This is a genomic window from Hymenobacter defluvii (genome assembly GCF_017589435.1).
Taxonomy (GTDB): Bacteria; Bacteroidota; Bacteroidia; order Cytophagales; family Hymenobacteraceae; genus Hymenobacter; species Hymenobacter profundi.
This window is the reverse complement of sequence record NZ_JAGETX010000001.1, coordinates 1,001,681-1,018,443: the sequence shown is the minus strand read 5'-3', so window position 1 is coordinate 1,018,443 and position 16,763 is coordinate 1,001,681. Positions and strand designations below refer to the sequence as shown.

At 56.2% G+C, this 16,763-nt stretch carries 18 protein-coding genes; 12 read left to right on the top strand and 6 right to left on the bottom strand.

Features of this window, described 5'->3' with window-relative positions; genetic code table 11:
* Window positions 1-828: 828 nt before the first annotated feature.
* Together J4D97_RS04195 and J4D97_RS04190 are read right to left on the bottom strand one after the other, a co-directional pair.
* Complete coding sequence (locus tag J4D97_RS04195) at window positions 829-1,359, bottom strand: hypothetical protein (protein WP_208306468.1); 531 nt, start codon at window positions 1,357-1,359, stop codon at window positions 829-831.
* Window positions 1,360-1,665: 306 nt separating this feature from the next.
* The gene (locus J4D97_RS04190) at window positions 1,666-2,187 is read right to left on the bottom strand and encodes a hypothetical protein (RefSeq protein WP_208306467.1); all 522 of its coding nucleotides are present in this window, start codon (window positions 2,185-2,187) and stop codon (window positions 1,666-1,668) included.
* A gap of 101 nt (window positions 2,188-2,288) precedes the next feature.
* On the opposite strand from J4D97_RS04190, the gene J4D97_RS04185 reads away from it, so the two are divergent.
* The 4 genes from J4D97_RS04185 to J4D97_RS04170 all read left to right on the top strand — a co-directional run bounded on the left by J4D97_RS04185 (window position 2,289) and on the right by J4D97_RS04170 (window position 6,859).
* Window positions 2,289-2,648 carry a hypothetical protein gene (locus J4D97_RS04185; RefSeq protein WP_185283780.1) on the top strand — a complete coding sequence of 120 codons (360 nt, stop codon included), beginning with the start codon at window positions 2,289-2,291 and terminating at the stop codon, window positions 2,646-2,648.
* A gap of 31 nt (window positions 2,649-2,679) precedes the next feature.
* Window positions 2,680-3,576 carry a PAS domain-containing protein gene (locus J4D97_RS04180; protein WP_185283779.1) on the top strand — a complete coding sequence of 299 codons (897 nt, stop codon included), beginning with the start codon at window positions 2,680-2,682 and terminating at the stop codon, window positions 3,574-3,576.
* A 127-nt stretch (window positions 3,577-3,703) separates the two neighbouring features.
* Window positions 3,704-4,678: an NAD(P)H-quinone oxidoreductase gene (locus tag J4D97_RS04175; protein ID WP_208306466.1), complete on the top strand. Its 975-nt coding sequence runs from the start codon at window positions 3,704-3,706 to the stop codon at window positions 4,676-4,678.
* A 36-nt stretch (window positions 4,679-4,714) separates the two neighbouring features.
* Window positions 4,715-6,859 carry a glycoside hydrolase family 97 protein gene (locus J4D97_RS04170; protein WP_208306465.1) on the top strand — a complete coding sequence of 715 codons (2,145 nt, stop codon included), beginning with the start codon at window positions 4,715-4,717 and terminating at the stop codon, window positions 6,857-6,859.
* 150 nt (window positions 6,860-7,009) lie between these two features.
* Here J4D97_RS04170 and J4D97_RS04165 read toward each other — a convergent pair whose 3' ends face one another.
* Window positions 7,010-8,191 carry a lactonase family protein gene (locus J4D97_RS04165; RefSeq protein WP_208306464.1) on the bottom strand — a complete coding sequence of 394 codons (1,182 nt, stop codon included), beginning with the start codon at window positions 8,189-8,191 and terminating at the stop codon, window positions 7,010-7,012.
* 117 nt (window positions 8,192-8,308) lie between these two features.
* Here J4D97_RS04165 and J4D97_RS04160 point away from each other — a divergent pair, with 117 nt between their 5' ends.
* The 3 genes from J4D97_RS04160 (at window position 8,309) to J4D97_RS04150 (ending at window position 9,665) form a co-directional block, all read left to right on the top strand.
* Window positions 8,309-8,536 carry a hypothetical protein gene (locus J4D97_RS04160; RefSeq protein WP_185283775.1) on the top strand — a complete coding sequence of 76 codons (228 nt, stop codon included), beginning with the start codon at window positions 8,309-8,311 and terminating at the stop codon, window positions 8,534-8,536.
* Window positions 8,537-8,601: 65 nt separating this feature from the next.
* The gene (locus J4D97_RS04155) at window positions 8,602-8,865 is read left to right on the top strand and encodes a hypothetical protein (protein ID WP_208306463.1); all 264 of its coding nucleotides are present in this window, start codon (window positions 8,602-8,604) and stop codon (window positions 8,863-8,865) included.
* Window positions 8,866-9,008: 143 nt separating this feature from the next.
* Window positions 9,009-9,665, top strand: coding sequence for an NAD-dependent epimerase/dehydratase family protein (locus J4D97_RS04150; RefSeq protein ID WP_208306462.1), 657 nt, complete (start codon window positions 9,009-9,011; stop codon window positions 9,663-9,665).
* Between the two features lie 134 nt (window positions 9,666-9,799).
* Here J4D97_RS04150 and J4D97_RS04145 read toward each other — a convergent pair whose 3' ends face one another.
* A complete protein-coding gene (locus J4D97_RS04145; RefSeq protein ID WP_208306461.1) occupies window positions 9,800-10,282 on the bottom strand; it encodes a TlpA family protein disulfide reductase in 483 nt (160 codons plus the stop codon).
* A gap of 234 nt (window positions 10,283-10,516) precedes the next feature.
* Between J4D97_RS04145 and ispG the strand changes: the two genes are divergently transcribed.
* Genes ispG through J4D97_RS04130 form a run of 3 tightly spaced genes read left to right on the top strand, consistent with a single transcriptional unit; the run spans window position 10,517 to window position 13,648 of the window.
* The gene (gene ispG, locus J4D97_RS04140; protein WP_208306460.1) at window positions 10,517-12,571 is read left to right on the top strand and encodes a (E)-4-hydroxy-3-methylbut-2-enyl-diphosphate synthase; all 2,055 of its coding nucleotides are present in this window, start codon (window positions 10,517-10,519) and stop codon (window positions 12,569-12,571) included.
* 20 nt (window positions 12,572-12,591) lie between these two features.
* Window positions 12,592-12,966: an Imm50 family immunity protein gene (locus J4D97_RS04135; RefSeq protein WP_185283771.1), complete on the top strand. Its 375-nt coding sequence runs from the start codon at window positions 12,592-12,594 to the stop codon at window positions 12,964-12,966.
* Between the two features lie 25 nt (window positions 12,967-12,991).
* Window positions 12,992-13,648 carry an epimerase gene (locus J4D97_RS04130; RefSeq protein ID WP_208306459.1) on the top strand — a complete coding sequence of 219 codons (657 nt, stop codon included), beginning with the start codon at window positions 12,992-12,994 and terminating at the stop codon, window positions 13,646-13,648.
* A gap of 54 nt (window positions 13,649-13,702) precedes the next feature.
* Here J4D97_RS04130 and J4D97_RS04125 read toward each other — a convergent pair whose 3' ends face one another.
* Both J4D97_RS04125 and J4D97_RS04120 read right to left on the bottom strand, forming a co-directional pair.
* Window positions 13,703-14,920 (bottom strand): PQQ-dependent sugar dehydrogenase, encoded by a 1,218-nt coding sequence (locus tag J4D97_RS04125; RefSeq protein WP_208306458.1) that lies wholly within the window; start codon window positions 14,918-14,920, stop codon window positions 13,703-13,705.
* Window positions 14,921-15,357: 437 nt separating this feature from the next.
* Entirely contained in the window at window positions 15,358-15,819 is a 462-nt protein-coding gene (locus tag J4D97_RS04120) for a nuclear transport factor 2 family protein (protein WP_208306457.1), read from the bottom strand.
* A 90-nt stretch (window positions 15,820-15,909) separates the two neighbouring features.
* Here J4D97_RS04120 and J4D97_RS04115 point away from each other — a divergent pair, with 90 nt between their 5' ends.
* Together J4D97_RS04115 and J4D97_RS04110 are read left to right on the top strand one after the other, a co-directional pair.
* On the top strand, window positions 15,910-16,086 hold the full coding sequence (locus tag J4D97_RS04115) for a DUF6728 family protein (protein WP_185283767.1): 177 nt from the start codon (window positions 15,910-15,912) through the stop codon (window positions 16,084-16,086).
* Window positions 16,087-16,207: 121 nt separating this feature from the next.
* Window positions 16,208-16,573: an MmcQ/YjbR family DNA-binding protein gene (locus J4D97_RS04110; protein ID WP_185283766.1), complete on the top strand. Its 366-nt coding sequence runs from the start codon at window positions 16,208-16,210 to the stop codon at window positions 16,571-16,573.
* Window positions 16,574-16,763: the final 190 nt, after the last annotated feature.

Genomic DNA, 16,763 nt, shown 5'->3' with positions numbered 1-16,763 from the left:
CCGCTGGAAAGCACTTTGGTCGACATAGGCACTGGAAGGTAAGACTTGCCACTGTCTGTTTTCACTAGACCACCTCAATGGTAGGGCACATTATATAGTAAGTCTCTGGTCGTGGCGAGTATAAGGGGCCGTGTCGGATGTGACTTCGATGAAAGTATGATAGGTACGTAGCAGACCGAAAAGACTTTTTGATAGAGTGAGAGTATCATTCATTAGCGTCAGCGTTTCCCCAGATAAATGGGTGCTTCATTGGCAAGGGTGCCATCGGTATTGTAATAGCGAGAATAGGCATGTTGTATCTTCTAGGGGCGCGGGCTTAGGGTCGTCTTTAGAGCAGGTAATAGTGAGCAGCACAAAGCTCAGAAGTAAGATAGAGAGAATGCGTAACATAGAGACTAAAAGAGAATAAGATGAGGTATTACGGCTAATTCAGCCTTATTTCATAAGCATAAGTGCTAAACGATTGCAAGAAAGCAATCCGTTAGAGAATCATATCAAGTATGAATATAACGGCAAATTGGAAAGACCAGCAAAGTTGAGAATAGGGCTAGATCAGGAAATAGGCAGTCTTTTCTACGTCCTTTCACTGCATAAATAAAAAACGGCCTTTCCTGCTCAGAAGTAGGAAAGGCCGTTGGGTAAGTACCAGAGAGACAGTTAGGGAGTGCAGAGCAAGGCTATCAGACTAAACAAGAGCAGAATGAAGCCAATAAATAATAATTGCCAGTGATTTTTTGACAAACTGGTGTGCTCCGGTTTCCATTCGTTACGATGCATAGAGGGTAGGAGTGAAGCAAATAGTAGGAGTGAAACTAGCGGAAAACTGGGCTATCGACGTGACGTTTTTTGTACTTGCTGGGGCGGGGTAGCTTTAGGAGCAGCCTTCAATTCTTCTCTGCGCCGTTGTTCCACTAGGGCATTGCTCCATATATAGACGGTGGCGTTGTTGGTCAGCGTGTTCTGTTCATAGCCCAGGTACGCTTTTTCGCCCTGCCAGACGTGTTTCTCTACGTGGTCGTTGGCTTGATAGCCGGGGCCATATAAATCAGAAAAAGCCTCCAGCATACCCCGGCTGTTGGCGTCGCCTTGGGTTGTGAGGCGTACCGTAATGAGCTTGCCTTTATAAAAGTAGTAGAGAATGCTGGCGGCCTGCGCCTGTCCGATTTGATACGAGTCGGTTGTGCGACGGTATATTTTGGTGTGCCCGGTGGCATCCACCAGCACCAGGTTGCGGAAGGCAGAGATAGGCGTTTCAAATGTTACATCCCGAAATCCATACGTGCGGTCTAGTTGCTGCAAGCCATCGGCGGTGGGAGCAGTAGAAAATGCATCAACAGGTTGCTGCTGCGCCTGTGCCATTGGGCAAGCAAAGAAAAGCGCACTAAGTAAAAGAGCGGAAAGTAGCGTACGAGGCATACCCGGAAACAGATAAAAGGGATGGTGTGAGAGTCTGTCAGACAAGGGTAATTACCGCTATTGATAACGGGCAAGTACAACATGCCTGCGGAAATTCACTCAAAACACAAGCCAAACGCACTCATTAAAGAAAAAAAGTCCTATTTCTTTATCTGGTTTAGATAATATAGATGATGGATAGCACGATAAGGAGAAAGGCTAAGTCGCATAGTCCGTGGCATACGTAAAGAGTAGAACAAATAAGAGAGGCTACGCAGTAGGAGAATTAGAAGTAGACTCCGACAGTAGGAGGGGAGCTGGCGCATCATCGGGTAGCACTTCGGCACCGCTGCCGGCGTCGGGCACCAGGCGCTTCCAGGCGGCCTGTTTCAGTTCATCGAGGCGGCTGAGCGCGTCGAGGACGGTGGTGTTATTTTGTACTTTATGGAAGAAGCCGGTTTTGTGGCCGGCCTGTATCAGCTGCTCCAGCACCAGGGGTATCACCCAGCCTACAACGTTGGACGCCAGCACCCCGCGTAGCCCTAGGCGTACTAGCACCCGCGCCGCCATGCGCTCCAGTAGCAGCGCCCGCGCGGCCGGAAGCGCCTTGCTGGTAAAAAAGTCGCTGACCAGCTGCATATTGCCTTTCTGAACTTCTGCCTGTAGTACATCGTGTACTGCCGTAAGCGCCGTAGCTACGGCCCGACGGAAAAGCTGGCCTGTTTGCCAGGCTGTCATACCGGTAGATTTGGCAGCTTGCAGGAGGCGGGGCAACAGAGCAGAGGTATTCATGCGAAATATAAAATAGGACGGAAGAAGTTGTCTTTGTACGTAGCAAAGCTGCTGGGAAGATGCTATTTTTGTAGATTCTTACGTAGTGCGTTTTTCCATTTATGCCCGCTTTTCTTCTGGATATCAATTTACAGCAACTGCCTGATGAATACCTGGCCGGCGAGTGGCGGGTAGCAGACCGGGTGCTGAACCGCACGGCACCCGATAGCGCACTGGCCCTGGCCACGCGCTTTCTGCTGTCGCCGGGCATGCTGAAGGTGGAAGCGCCGCAGCAGGAGAAAACCGGCTCGTGGGCCGTGCAGCGCGACGAGTTGTTGCAGCGCCCCTACCTGCAACTAACGCTGCCCCAAGAAGATACTCGCGCCCTGATTACGCGCATGCGCCGCTCGCCCGATGGGCGGGAAAGCCGTTTGAACCTGTATTTCCTGTCAGGAATGGAATTACAACTCACGCGCCCGTAACCGCTTTATTAACCTCTACACCTGTCTTCGTATGGATGATGCTGCCCACGCCGCCATTTCGCACTCGGCTGATCAGGAAAACGCTCAGTTTCTCTTTCTGGCTGAGGTAATTCCGCAGTTGGTCTGGATTACCGATCCGGAAGGGTATCACACCTACTTCAATCAGCACTGGATTGATTTCACGGGCTACGATGTAGAAGCCAGCAAGGGCACCGAAATGTGGAACAACCTGCTGCACCCCGACGACCGGCAGCGTGCCCGTGACCGGTGGAGCCACTCGCTGCGCACGGGCGAGTTCTACGAGATTGAGTACCGGTTTTTGTCGAAGCAAGGCGGCTACCGTTGGTTCCTGGGGCAGGCCCTGCCCCAGCGCAACGCCGAAGGCACCATCGTGCGTTGGTTTGGTACCTGCACGGATATTCAAGGACAGAAAGAGAAGGAGGAGCAACTGCGCCAGCGCGAGCAGGAACTTACGACGCTGGCCAATGCTATTCCACAAATGGCCTGGATGGCAGAGCCCAATGGTCATATCTTTTGGTACAACGAGCGGTGGTACGAGTACACGGGCACTACCCTGGAGCAGATGCAGGGCTGGGGCTGGCAGACCGTTATGCATGCCAACTATGTAGACGGCATTACGGAGCGCTTGAGCCGTGCCTTTGAATCAGAAGATTCCTGGCAGGATACCTTCCCTATTCGGAGCAAGGAGGGCGAGTACCGTTGGTTTTTATCGCGGGCCGTGCCGCTGCGCGATGAGAACGGCAAGGTGCTGCGCTGGTTTGGTACCAATACGGATGTGACCGAGCAAAAACAATTGCAGGAGCAGGTAGAGCGTTCCTACTCCGATCTGGAGGCTAAAATTACCTTCCGCACGCTAGAGCTGGAACACCAAGTGCAGGAGCTGCGCCAGCGCCTGGGCGAGGCGTAGGAGTTTTAGCAAAGGATACGAACAGTGAAAAACGGCCTGATGGGCCGTTTTTTTGCTTTATACCAACGTTGCTTTCGTGGCTGCGGTACAAGGGTGAAACGATTTGTCTTTCCTACCCTCCCGTTCTATGCAAGCCATTCTAATTACCGCCGCTGGCGGTCCCGAAAAACTACAACTTCAGGAGGTGCCCACGCCTACCCCCGCTGCTCAGCAAGTGCTGGTGCGAGTACAGGCCGCCGGCGTCAACCGCCCCGATGTGCTGATGCGCCAGGGCAAATACGCCGGCGCCGGCGACGTGGCGGGCATGGTGCCAGGCCTGGAAATAGCGGGCACTATAACGGAGTGCGGCGCCGACGTAATCCGCTGGCAGCCCGGCGACGCCGTATGTGCCCTGCTGCCGGCCGGTGGCTATGCCGAGTACGCCGCCGTGGATGCCGGCCACTGCCTACCCCTGCCCGATGGCTGGAGCTTCGCCGAAGCGGCTTCCCTACCCGAAACTGTGTTTACGGTGTGGCACAACGTGTTTGAACGCGGTGCGCTGCAACCCGGCGAAACCCTGCTGGTGCATGGCGGTAGCAGCGGCATTGGCATCACGGCCGTGCAGCTGGCGCACGCCTTGGGTAGCCGGGTGGCGGCTACGGCCGGTACAGAAGCCAAGTGCGACGCCGTGCGGGCACTGGGTGCCGAGTGGGCCATCAACTATAAAGAAGAAGACTTTGAGCAAGTGCTGCACGCCGCTGGTGGGGTAGATGTGGTACTGGATATGATTGGTGGCGACTACACACCCAAAAACCTGCGCTTGCTTCGGCCCGATGGTCGGCTGGTGTTCATTAATGCCATGCAGGGCGCACGGGGCGAGTTCAACGCGCTGGAGGTGATGCAGCGTCGTCTCACTATTACAGGAAGTACGTTGCGGCCTCGCTCCACTGAGTTTAAAGCCAGCTTGGCCGCCGCTGTAGAGCGCCACGTGTGGCCGCTACTAGCGGCAGGGCAATTTCGGCCGGTTATCTACCGCACCTTTGCCTTGGCCGAAGCTCAACAGGCACACGAGCTAATGGAGTCCAGCGAGCATATCGGAAAAATTGTGTTAACAATAGATTGAGTGGTAACTTGCTGGGCTAAATCCAATTAATTCCCAATGCCACATTCCTATTACACCCTGCCTCTTGCTCGCCGGGTAGGGCAAGCCATTGTCTGGCTTACACTATTTCTGCTGGGGCCCGCTGCTCTAGCCGAAACCATAAAATCGCCCAACGGTCAACTTACCCTCGATTTCTCCCTGCAAAACGGGGGCGTACCTACCTACCACCTCAGCTACAAAGGACGTGACGTCATCAAAACCAGTACATTAGGGCTGGAGCTGAAAGATGTACCGTCCCTAACCGATGGCTTTGCCGTGGCCAGTACCAAAACCGCCGCCATCAACCAAAGCTGGCAGCCGGTGTGGGGCGAGGTGAAAACCATTCGCAACCACTACAACGAGCTGGCCGTGACGCTCACGCAGGCCGCTACCCAGCGCACCGTGCTGGTGCGCTTCCGGGTGTTTGATGATGGGTTGGGATTCCGCTACGAGTTTCCGCGCCAGCCCAACCTGGGGTATTTTGTGGTGAAGGAGGAAAAGACGCAGTTTGCCCTAGCCGGCGACCACAAGGCCTTCTGGTTGCCCGGCGACTACGACACGCAGGAGTACAGCACCGTTACCTCCAAACTCTCGGAGGTGCGCGGGCTGATGAAGGCAGCCACCACGCCCAACGCCTCCCAAACGCCGTTTTCGCCTACCGGCGTGCAAACGCCGCTCATGCTCAAGAGCCAGGACGGTTTGTACATCAACATTCACGAGGCGGCGCTGGTCGATTATTCGTGCATGTCGCTAGAGCTGGACGACAAGAACATGGTGCTGACTTCGCACCTCACGCCCGACGCGCAGGGCAACAAGGGCTACCTGCAAACCCCCTGCCTCTCGCCCTGGCGCACGGTGCTAGTGAGCGATAAGGCGGCCGATATTCTGGAATCCAAGCTGGTGCTGAACCTTAACGAGCCTACCCGGTTCAAGGACACGTCCTGGATCAAGCCTACCAAGTACGTGGGCGTGTGGTGGGAGATGATTACGGGCAAGAGCACCTGGGCCTACACCAACATGGACAACATCAAGCTCGATTCTATCGACTATAGCAAGGTGAAGCCCAACGGTACCCACGCCGCCAACACGGCCCACGTGAAGGAGTACATCGACTTTGCTGCCCAGCACCACCTCGACGCCGTGTTGGTAGAAGGTTGGAACACGGGCTGGGAAGACTGGTTTGGCAAGAGCAAGGATTACGTGTTCGACTTCGTGACGCCCTACCCCGACTTTGATGTGGAGGAACTGCACCGTTACGCCAAAGGCAAGGGCATCAAGATCATCATGCACCACGAAACCAGCGGCTCGGTGCGCAACTACGAGCGCCACCTCGACTCGGCTTTTCAGTTCATGAATAAGTACGGCTACGACGCCGTGAAAACCGGCTACGTAGGCGACATCCTGCCCCGCGGCGAGTATCACTACGGGCAGTGGACGGTGAATCACTATAACTACGTGCTGGAAAAAGCCGCCGAGCACCACATTATGGTAAACGGCCACGAGGCCGTGCGCCCCACGGGCCTGTCTCGCACCTACCCCAACCTCATTGGCAACGAAGCCGCCCGCGGCACCGAGTACGAGGCTTTCGGCGGCAACAACGCCGACCACACCACTATTCTGCCTTTCACCCGTCTCATCGGCGGCCCCATGGACTACACGCCGGGTATCTTTCAGACCAAGGTGAGTGCCTACAACCCGCAGAACAACTCCTTCGTGCACAGCACCCTGGCTCGGCAACTGGCTTTGTATGTAACCATGTACAGCCCGTTGCAAATGGCCGCCGACCTACCCGAAACCTACAACAAGTTTCTCGACGCCTTCCAGTTTATCGAAGACGTGGCCGTGGATTGGGACGACACGAAAGTGCTGGAAGCCGAGCCTGGCGACTACGTAACCATTGCTCGCAAAGCCAAAGGCACCAATAACTGGTTTGTCGGCAGTTCGTGCGATGAAAACGGCCGCACGTCCAGCATCAATTTCGCCTTTCTCGACCCTGGTAAAAAATACACGGCCACCATTTACGCCGACGCCAAGGACGCGCATTACGAGAAGAACCCGCAGGCCTACCAGATTCGCAAAATGACCGTCACCAGCAAAACCAAGCTGAAGCAGTACTGCGCCCCCGGCGGTGGTTACGCTATCAGCGTGATGGCTGGGAAGTAGTATAAGGGATACAGAGAAAAGGTGTCATCCTGAGCTTGCGAAGGACCTTCTCACGTTTGACGAGTCGTTGTTATGACTGTCGTTCTAGCGTGAGAAGGTCCTTCGCTGCGCTCAGGATGACACCTTTTTTCCTCTATCCATCATATATACCTACCGCATCACCAAGCACATAGGGGTAGGCACTTCTGCGGATTGCCCGGTGGGCGTGAGACGGCCCGTCGATTTATCAATGCGGAAGGAGACGATGTTGTTGCTGCGCTGGTTGGCTACCAGCAGCATCCGGCCATCGGGGGTGAGGGTGAAGTTGCGAGGCCAGTTGCCGAGCACCGACTCGTGCTGCACCGGCCTGAGGCGGCCGCTACCCTGGTCCACGGCAAACACCACGATGCTGTTGTGGCCGCGGTTGGAGCCGTACAGAAACCGGCCGTCGGGCGAGAGGTGTACGTCAGCGCAGTAGCTCTCGCCGCTGAAGTCCGCTGGCAGCGTGGATACTACCTCGATTTCCTGGAACGTACCTTGGGTCGCGTCGTACGTTAGGGCTGTCATGGTGGAGTTTAGCTCGCTGATGAGGTAGGCGCGGCGGCCGTCGGGCGTGAAGATCAGGTGGCGCGGGCCGGCGCCTGGTTTTGTGCGAAACGCCACCGTGGGCCGTAGTTGGCCCAGGCGGGCATCGGCCAGCGGGTAGCCATACACGGTATCGGTGCCCAAATCAACGGAAAAAGCAAAGCGGCCAGCCGGGTCGGGTAGGAAGCAGTGGGCGTGGGGCGTGGTCTGGTTGGCGTGCGGCCCTTTGCCCTGGTGCTGATCGAAGAGGGTAGCCGGGCCGATGCCGCCGTTGGGCTGCACGGGCAAGGCGGCCACATTGCCGCCCACGTAGTTGGCCACCAGCACCAGCTTCTCGGGCGCATCGAGGCTGATATAACAAGGAGCCCCGCCCCGTGAGGCCTGCCGGCTGAGCAGCGTCAGGTCGCCCTCGGTGGGGTGTCGGGGTAGGGCAAAGGCGCTGACGCCGCCACTGGGCTGGCCTTCATACTCCGTGGTTTCGTTCACGGCGTAGAGGTAGCGGCGTTTTTTGTCCAGCGTGAGGTAGGTAGGGTTGGCGCCGGCCCGGTAGCCGCGCACGCGCGTGAGGGCGCCAGTGGTGCCATTGAGGCGATACAGGAAAATACTCTCGGCATCGGCCCCGGCGTTGGTGCCCACGTACAGCAGCTGCTCATCATTGCTGCCGCCGGGCAGCGAGGCAGCACAGGAGAGTAGGGGGATGCCCGCCAGGCCCAGGCCGGCGGTGCGTAGAAACTGGCGGCGCGAGGCCGAAAAGCGGATGGCAGTCATGCGGGAGAGGCGCTAAACGAAACCCCAAGGTAACAACATCGGGCTAGCTGCCGCCGTACAAGCCTCGTTTACCGGCCAAAGGTTTCTTGGGCCGTTTCATCTGTAAAGCCGATTGACATGAAAAAGTCACTGTTTCTTGCTGCTGTATGTTCGTTGCTGCTGGGTGCCGGGGAACTGGCGTTGGCGCAAACTGCCCCCATGCAGAGCGATACCACTAAGGTGAAAATGAATAAGAAGCACGCCAAGATCAAAACCGACGATGGCAAGGCAAAAATCAACCGCAAAAAAGACAAAGCCCGCGTGAAGGGTGATATGATGAAGACCATGCCGCAGCAGATGCGCTAAGCTCATCTGTTCTTCAGGAAGCGCCCTTTATGTTGCTGTCGTATTTAATCTAATCCTCTCTCCCCATGAAAAAGCTGCTGTTTGCCGCTAGTCTGTTTTCCCTGTCGCTCGGTGCCGCCGTGGCCCAAACCGCCCCCATGCAAGGCACAATGCAAGGCGATAAAGTGAAGGTCAAAGAAGATAAACTGAAGGCCAAGGACAAAGACGCCGACGCCAAAGTGAAGGCCAACGACAAAAAGGCCAAGATGAAAACCGAGGATGGTAAGGTGAAAGCCAACGCCAAAAAAGGCACCATCAAAGGCAAGGGCGAAGCCGCTGACATGCGCTAAGCGCGTTGCAACGGCTCTGCTGAATTGAAAAAAGGCTTCTGCGCACGCGGAAGCCTTTTTTCGTGCGCTTGGTTGGGCCGTAAGAACAGTTCGGCAGCTATCAGCGTACGCTAAGGCAATCCTTACGTCACGCAAAGTACCTCATGAAAACTGCCTTAGTAATCGGCGCCACCGGCTTAGTGGGCGACTACCTGCTGCGCCAGCTGCTCTCCGACGACCAGTACGACAAGATTCACGTCTTCACGCGCCGCCCTACCGGCTACTCTAATCCTGATAAGCTGGAGGAGCACCTGATCGATTTCGACCGGCCCGCCGAGTGGCACGACCTGCTGCGCGGCGACGTGCTGTTCTCGTCTCTGGGTACTACCCTCAAGCAGGCCGGCAGCCAGGAGGCCCAGTATAAAGTGGATTACACGTATCAATACGAAGCCGCTGCCGCCGCGGCCCGCAATGGCGTGCCCGCTTACGTGCTCATTTCTTCCGCCGGCGCCGACCCCGATGCCTTTGTGTTTTACTCCCGCATGAAGGGCGAGCTGGAGCGTGATGTGGAGAAGCTGCCGTTTCAGCGCATCCGGATTTTGCAGCCGGGTATCCTGGCCGGTCCGCGCGACGAGGCGCGCCTGGGCGAGAAGGTAGGGGTAGTACTATCGCTGCTGTTCAGCAAATTGCCGGGGTTGCATCAGTATCGGCCCTACCACGGCCGCACGGTAGCGCAAGCCATGCGCGCCGCCGCCCAGGACACGACGCCCGGCATTCGCATCAGCACACTGGGGCAGGTGTTTGAGGAGATAGGAGAGTAGAGGACGTAGAAATCGTCTGTCATCCTGAGCAGCGCGAAGGACCTTCTGCCGCGTAAACGACTATCGTAACAACGACTCGTTCTGCGGGCAGAAGGTCCTTCGCGCTGCTCAGGATGACAGAGTTTATAAGCTGCCTACAGCGCTTTCTGCACAGCCGCGATCAGCTCAGCCTGAGTCAATTCCTTCTCAAAGGTGATGCGCTGATTTTTTTTAGTGTTGACAATCAGCGTGTACGGAATAGCGCCCGACCACTTCTTATCCAGCTTAGTCAGCCACGCGTTGGGGTCCGGCTCGTTCATCAGCAGCACCTCCGATTTCAGTCCACGCTTCTGCACGAAGGGTACTATCTTCTTATCGAGTAGGGTAGGCGTATCCATACTCACCAACAGCACCTTCACTTTTTTGCTGGCATACTCGGCGTTCAGCTGCTCGAAGTTGGGCAGCTCCTTGATGCAGGGGGCGCACCAAGTAGCCCAGAAGTTGACCACGTAAGTGGTGTCGCTGGGCTGGTCGAGGCGCTTTGCCAGATCAGTGTATTTGACAGGCTGCACTGTTTGAGCCGTGGCAAGGGTAGGGGCGAGCAGCAGGCTGCCGAGGAGAAGTTGCGGGAGTTTCATGAGATGCTAAATGAAAAGGCGCGGCTTTTGTTCCGTCCTTTCGGTCGTTTCAAGACCAAAGGTGCCTGACCAATATCGTTGCTGCTGTTTGCCGGCAACCCTGACAGGGCTCTGAGCCCTGTCAGGGTTACACTTAGGCGTACCAGTCGGCTACCTTCGGCATCGGACCAGAGCCTATAACTTGTACCTTTGTCCTACTCGCAACTTTCGCCCTTTCGCGCCGGTTTTCCTATTATGAATAAGACGTATTGCCCCAGCCTCACCGAATATAAGCGCCGCCTCAGCCGCGAAGTCAAAATTGGCGACCTGCCAATGGGCGGCCTGAACCCCATTCGGGTGCAGAGCATGACCACCGTGGATACCATGGATACGCTGGGCTCGGTGGAGCAAACCCTACGCATGGTAGAGGCCGGTTGCGAGTACGTACGCATCACGGCACCTAGCGTGAAGGAGGCCCAAAACCTGCTGGAAATCAAGAAGGAGCTGCGCAAACGCGGCTGCAACGTGCCCCTCATTGCCGACATTCACTTCACGCCCAACGCCGCCGAGTTGGCGGCCCGCATCGTGGAGAAAGTGCGCGTGAACCCCGGCAACTACGCCGACAAAAAGAAATTCGACCTCATTGAGTATACCGATGCCAGCTACGCCGCTGAGGTAGAGCGCATTCGGGAGCGGTTCCGGCCGTTGGTGCAAATCTGCAAGCAATACGGCACGGCCATGCGCATTGGTACCAACCACGGCTCGTTATCCGACAGAATATTAAGTCGTTATGGCGATACGCCGCTGGGCATGGTAGAGTCGGCGTTGGAGTTTTTGCGGCTCTGCGAGGAGGAGAACTACTACGACGTGGTGCTGTCGATGAAGGCTAGCAACACGCAGGTGATGGTGCAGGCTTACCGCCTGCTGGTGCAGAAGCTCGACGAGGAAGGCCTACAGCCCTACCCCCTACACCTGGGCGTGACCGAGGCCGGCGAAGCCGAAGACGGCCGCATCAAAAGCGCCGTGGGCATCGGGACACTACTAGAAGACGGCCTCGGCGACACCGTGCGCGTGTCGCTCACCGAGGCCCCCGAAGCCGAAGCACCTGTAGCCAAAGCTCTGATTGACCGCTACACGCACCGCGCCGAAGAAGCCAATCCTATTGTAGCTGTTAGCTCAGAGCCGTTAGCTGATAGCTTCTCGTCAGACGAAGCTAACAGCCAACAGCCATCAGCCAACAGCTATACTATCCCCATCGACCCATTTCAATACCACCGCCGCCAAACGCGTGAGGTAGGGAATCTGGGTAGCCAAAACGTGCCCCGCGTAGTGGTGGATTTCTCGCGCCTACCCTCGGTAGAGTACGCTGATTTACGCGCCGCTGGGCACTTGTATTCGGCTTTCCTCGACAAGTTCCAGATGAGCGACCTGGGGGCCGACTACCTCTACTCGGGCCAGCGTCCGGTGCCGTTTATGCTGCCCAATGGCCTGAAGGAAATCGTGGACTATGCGGCTTGGTTGGATGCCGGCCGTCGGCACGAGCACTACCCGCTGCTCACGCCTCAGGAGTATGCCGCGGCCACGGTGAGACATCAGGCGCTAAACTTCGTGCGCTGCGAGTTGGCGACCCTCACGCCCGACCTGCTGAACCAGTTGCGCCAGGACCATACGGCCGTGCTCATCCTGCGCACCGACAACGCCCACGCCATGCCAGAAATCCGGCGGGCGTTCTTTGAGTTGCTGAATAAGGAGGTCAACAACCCGGTCATCATCCAGCGCCAGTTCCCCCAACTCACCGCCGAGCAAACCCAGCTCTACGCCGCCACCGACGTAGGCGGTCTGCTTCTCGATGGCCTCGGCGACGGCGTATTGCTCAGCACCGAACTGCTGCCCGAACGCCCGAAAACCGAGTGGCTCCAGACCCTCGATCAGCTCAACCAGTTGAGCTTCGGTATCTTACAAGCGGCCCGCACTCGCATGAGCAAGACGGAGTACATCAGCTGCCCTAGCTGCGGCCGTACCCTGTTCGACCTCCAGGAAACCACCGCCATGATTCGCAAGCGCACCGACCACCTCAAGGGCGTAAAAATCGGCATCATGGGCTGCATCGTAAACGGCCCCGGCGAAATGGCCGACGCCGACTACGGCTACGTGGGGGTAGGAAAAGGCAAAATTGCCCTCTACCGCGGCCAGGAAGTCATCAAGAAATCGGTGCCGGAAGAACGCGCCGTGGATGAGTTGATTGAACTCATGCGCGAAGACGGACGGTGGATTGAGCCGGTATTGGTGGAGGAGCCGGTAGGGGTGTAAGAGCCCCTCTACTAAGCAGTATGTCTGTAGTTGCGGAAATAGAGAACGTCCATCTGATTACTGAGTACTTTGGCCATTGGCCATCATTTCATGATGCAGAAATCATAAGCGTGTGCTTTACTAGGGACGTGCAAGCAGGATGGTCTACTATTCTAATGCAGCTATACGTCTGTGAAAAGTGGAATGAGTCAGTAAACTGCGGTGTAGTAGACTTAGAATTTCTAAGAGTGCATGTTAGTGAGCTTGATGGATTTAACCATCAGAATGTCATCTTTAATGTCGAGTTGTCTAAAGAAGCTGGCTTAGTACAGTGGCAGAATACAACGTCCTATGGTGCGGAGATATTCATCGCAGCAGAAATGATTAGAGTGAAATCGGTACGCCCTAAAACATAACCGCCGCTCCCGCGTCTACCCACTCATGAAACTACGCGTCATCTTAACGGGCGCTACCGGCATGGTAGGCGAGGGCGTCCTGATTGAGTGCCTGCACCACCCGGAGGTAGAGCAGGTGCTATCCGTGAGCCGCCGGGCCAGCGGCATGAAGCACCCCAAGCTGCGGGAGATATTGCATGAGGATTTCCACGACCTTACGCCTATTCAAGACCAGCTGGTGGGTTACAACGCCTGCTTTTTCTGCCTGGGCGTGTCGTCGGTGGGGATGAAGGAGCCGGAGTACCGCCGCCTTACTTACGACCTGACCCTGCACTTCGCCCAAACCCTACTCCCTCGCAACCCCGGCCTTACGTTTTGCTTTGTCTCCGGCGCGGGCACCAACCCTACTGGTCGTCAGATGTGGGCGCGCGTGAAGGGTGAAACTGAAAATGCTCTGCTTCAGCTGGGCTTCAAAGACGCCTATATGTTTCGGCCGGCTTTTATGCGCGCCACGCCGGGGCAGCAGCGAGTGAAAGGCTACTACAAATTTATTGGGTGGCTCTATCCCGTGCTGCGGCGGCTGTTTCCGAAGTATATCTCGACGCTGAAGGAGGTAGGGCAGGCCATGCTGCATGTGGCTCAGCGCGGCTACCCCAAGCACGTGCTGGAAGTGCCCGATATCGTGCAGCTGGCCAAGGAATAAAAAGAAAAGAGCACCCCGCAGGGCGCTCTTTTCTTTGGAGGAGGGTAGGCGGGGCTACTGCCGCGCCACGCGGTAAATAACTCCGTTCGTGTCGTCAGATACCAGTAGCGAGCCGTCGCGGTTTACGGCCAGGCCTACTAGGCGGCCGAAGTGGGAGTTCCTACTATTCACCAGGAAGCCGGATAAGAAATCATCAAACCGGGTGGGCTGGCCGTTTTCGAAATGCACCCGCACCACTTTGTAGCCCACCGGCGAGCTACGGTTCCAAGAGCCGCGCATGGCTATGAAAGCATCGTTCTGGTACTCCTGTGGGAACTGGGTGCCGGTGTAGAACACCATGGCCATAGGAGCGGAGTGTGCCTGATAGCTGAGGGTAGGGTTAGTGGTGCGCTTGGCATACTCGGCGTAGGTGGTGCCCGATGGCCGGTCGCCGGGGTTGTAGTTGCCTGCGCCGTAGATAAAGGGCCAACCGTAGTCGGCGCCGTCGGTAATTTTGTTGAGTTCTTCCTGCTGCTCGTCGTCGCCCAGCCAATCAATGCCGTGGTCCATGCCCCAGAACTCCTTGGTTTGCGGGTGCCAGCCGAAGCCAATGGTGTTGCGCAGACCCTTGGCAAAGATGCGCCGGTCCGAGCCGTCGGCGTTGGCTACCAGCATGGTCGCGTTTTCCGGGTTCGGCTCGGGGCAGGAGTTGCAGGTACTACCTACCGACATATACAGCTTGCCATCGGGGCCGAAAGCCAGCGTGCGGTTGGGGTGCTGCCCGCCGTCGGGTAGGTCGCTCAGTAGCAGTTGGGGCCGGCTCAGCGTGCCGTCGGCCATGTTGATATCGGTGGAGTACAGCTCATTCACCGACATCACGTAGAGCCTACCGCCCTGTATGGCTAGGCCATGCGCCTGCCGGATGGTAGCTACTATCTTCTGGATGTCGGCTTTGCCGTCGTTGTTGGTGTCTTGCAGGAGCGTAACGGTGCCCGAGGCCCGGTCCGATACGTACACGTGGCCAGCATCATCCACGGCAATAATGCGGGGCTTGCCTACTCCTTCCGCAAACTTATTGACTGCAAAGCCAGCCGGCACTTTCAGCTGCTGCACGTTTGCTTCGGTGGCCGAGGTCAGCGCGGGGTAGAACACGAAGCCCTGAATCTGAGCCGTGGTAGGTTCTTTTTCGTTTTCCGGTATCATCGTGTCCAGGTCGTTGCTATCATCGCTGCAACCAACCAGGCTACCCGCCGAAACTGCCAATGCAAAGGTAAATTTCTTCCAAAGATTCATAGCGCAAATGAAGGGGTTACACAAGACACTCTTCGTTCAGCAGCCATCTGGCTGCTGCCGACATGTATGCGGTTGTAACGTGCTGAATTTCTCTGGGTTATGCGCTTAAAGAGCAAAGGCAAATCAAGCAGAACCGTAGCAGAAGACTGGTATCGAGAGAAGTTAAGCGGATTGGTACTACTATCCTGTACCTGATTATAAAATAAGTATCAGATAATAAGGAATATGTATGGTATTACTGTTGAGTTGCTGCGAGGCGGGCAGACCTGAGGGTAGGCATTCAAACAACATGAAGTTTTGATGAAGAAGTTAAGTAAACTTGCTTCTCAGGTTGCCAGCAGCACGCGGTGGCGTCAGACACGTGTGCTTTCCAGCGGGTGTAAGAAACGCCTTTGTCCTGCACGTTACAGGCGTGCGCTAGCACGGTCCTCAGCGCATTACTTGCACCTTTCTTTCCGCCGCGTGTCGATGATGTGCGCGATTTTCCAGCCAGCGGCCAGCTTCACCAGTTGAAATGAGTTGTAGCCGCAGTGGCTGAAGGTGCTACCCAGGTAGAACTCATAGGGCGTCCAGACGCTGGCCAGGTTGGCATCAACGAGAACTTTATCGAAGGTGATGCGCTCATCCCACACCTGCTGGTGGGGTGTGCCCACTGCTTTCAGAAAGTCCGCTGGGTTTTCGGGCTGCACCTGCGTAGCGCCGTTACGGCTGCTGATGGTATGAAACACGGCCCCCGGTGCGATGGTGCTGCGCACCAGGGTGCTGTCGCCTTTGCGCATGCCCTCAAAGAACGTTTGGATGGTTTGCTTCACGGCGGCCGTTTCGGCGGTGGTGCTTTGTTGCGCTACGGCTGGGGCACTGGCGCATAGAAGCGCAAAGGCGGGTAGAAAAGCTTTCATGGAAGAGAAAAAGAGGCGTAAAAGTTTGGGTAAACTAAATCATTCCGGTCAGGGTAGTGTTATCTTGCCGTACCCAATATCCAAACTTCTATGCGTACGAAAGGCTTGTTTGACTTCAGTCCGGTATTCGGTTATTTCTTCCGTAAGAACGACCCAAACCGTAAGACCAACTTCAACCTGCGTACCATGCACTTCATTAATAAAGTGAGCATGGCGATGTTTCTGGTTGGTTTGATCGTGTTGCTTTACCGCTGGTTTATCCGCTAATAGTGTAGTAGGGGCGCATAGTATGCGCCCTTTTTGTTGTTGGGTTTTTCCGTTTTCTACCTGCGCGCACTCAGCCCGGCCAACGGGCGTATGCAGCGTGCGCCCTGCTACCTTTCTCATCGTGAACATTGAGGAATTCCGCGACTATTGCCTTCTCAAAGCCGGCGTGACGGAAGAGTTGCCCTTCGGCCCCGAAACGCTTGTATTCAAGGTAGGGGGTAAGGTGTTTGCCCTCACGCCCATCGAAACCTTCGCCAGCGTCAACCTGAAGTGCGACCCAGCCCGCGCCGTGGAGCTACGCGAGCAGTACGACTACGTGCTGCCCGGCTACCACATGAATAAAAAGCATTGGAATACCGTGCTGATTGGCACCGGAGCTAGTTACTCGCAGTTGCACCAGTGGATTGATCATTCCTATGATCTGGTGCTGGCTTCCCTACCCAAAGCGCAGCGCACAGCTATTCTACAGGAGCACGCAGCCTCCTAAGCGCAGGTAGTTCTGCGGACGCTCCCGTTGAAGCCAAGCAAAAGAAGGGCAAGTAATTGATTACAGAGGTTTACTACCACTGAACTACGCTATGTGCAAGGCTTAGACTTAATTGGGTAATGGGGTAGGGTAGAGTTGTACGCGGCGAAGGCATTTGCATAGTACTTGCAAGAAAAACGGACTTTGTATA

Excerpts from the sequence above, each read along its gene's own strand:
- J4D97_RS04125 (WP_208306458.1), bottom strand. The coding sequence starts at position 14,920 with ATGAATCTTTGGAAGAAATTTACCTTTGCATTGGCAGTTTCGGCGGGT.
- J4D97_RS04145 (WP_208306461.1), bottom strand. The coding sequence starts at position 10,282 with ATGAAACTCCCGCAACTTCTCCTCGGCAGCCTGCTGCTCGCCCCTACC.
- J4D97_RS04175 (WP_208306466.1), top strand. The coding sequence starts at position 3,704 with ATGCAAGCCATTCTAATTACCGCCGCTGGCGGTCCCGAAAAACTACAA.
- J4D97_RS04165 (WP_208306464.1), bottom strand. The coding sequence starts at position 8,191 with ATGACTGCCATCCGCTTTTCGGCCTCGCGCCGCCAGTTTCTACGCACC.
- J4D97_RS04180 (WP_185283779.1), top strand. The coding sequence starts at position 2,680 with ATGGATGATGCTGCCCACGCCGCCATTTCGCACTCGGCTGATCAGGAA.
- J4D97_RS04185 (WP_185283780.1), top strand. The coding sequence starts at position 2,289 with ATGCCCGCTTTTCTTCTGGATATCAATTTACAGCAACTGCCTGATGAA.
- J4D97_RS04150 (WP_208306462.1), top strand. The coding sequence starts at position 9,009 with ATGAAAACTGCCTTAGTAATCGGCGCCACCGGCTTAGTGGGCGACTAC.
- J4D97_RS04155 (WP_208306463.1), top strand. The coding sequence starts at position 8,602 with ATGAAAAAGCTGCTGTTTGCCGCTAGTCTGTTTTCCCTGTCGCTCGGT.
- J4D97_RS04130 (WP_208306459.1), top strand. The coding sequence starts at position 12,992 with ATGAAACTACGCGTCATCTTAACGGGCGCTACCGGCATGGTAGGCGAG.
- J4D97_RS04160 (WP_185283775.1), top strand. The coding sequence starts at position 8,309 with ATGAAAAAGTCACTGTTTCTTGCTGCTGTATGTTCGTTGCTGCTGGGT.
- J4D97_RS04135 (WP_185283771.1), top strand. The coding sequence starts at position 12,592 with ATGTCTGTAGTTGCGGAAATAGAGAACGTCCATCTGATTACTGAGTAC.
- J4D97_RS04115 (WP_185283767.1), top strand. The coding sequence starts at position 15,910 with ATGCGTACGAAAGGCTTGTTTGACTTCAGTCCGGTATTCGGTTATTTC.
- ispG (WP_208306460.1), top strand. The coding sequence starts at position 10,517 with ATGAATAAGACGTATTGCCCCAGCCTCACCGAATATAAGCGCCGCCTC.
- J4D97_RS04120 (WP_208306457.1), bottom strand. The coding sequence starts at position 15,819 with ATGAAAGCTTTTCTACCCGCCTTTGCGCTTCTATGCGCCAGTGCCCCA.
- J4D97_RS04195 (WP_208306468.1), bottom strand. The coding sequence starts at position 1,359 with ATGGCACAGGCGCAGCAGCAACCTGTTGATGCATTTTCTACTGCTCCC.
- J4D97_RS04170 (WP_208306465.1), top strand. The coding sequence starts at position 4,715 with ATGCCACATTCCTATTACACCCTGCCTCTTGCTCGCCGGGTAGGGCAA.
- J4D97_RS04190 (WP_208306467.1), bottom strand. The coding sequence starts at position 2,187 with ATGAATACCTCTGCTCTGTTGCCCCGCCTCCTGCAAGCTGCCAAATCT.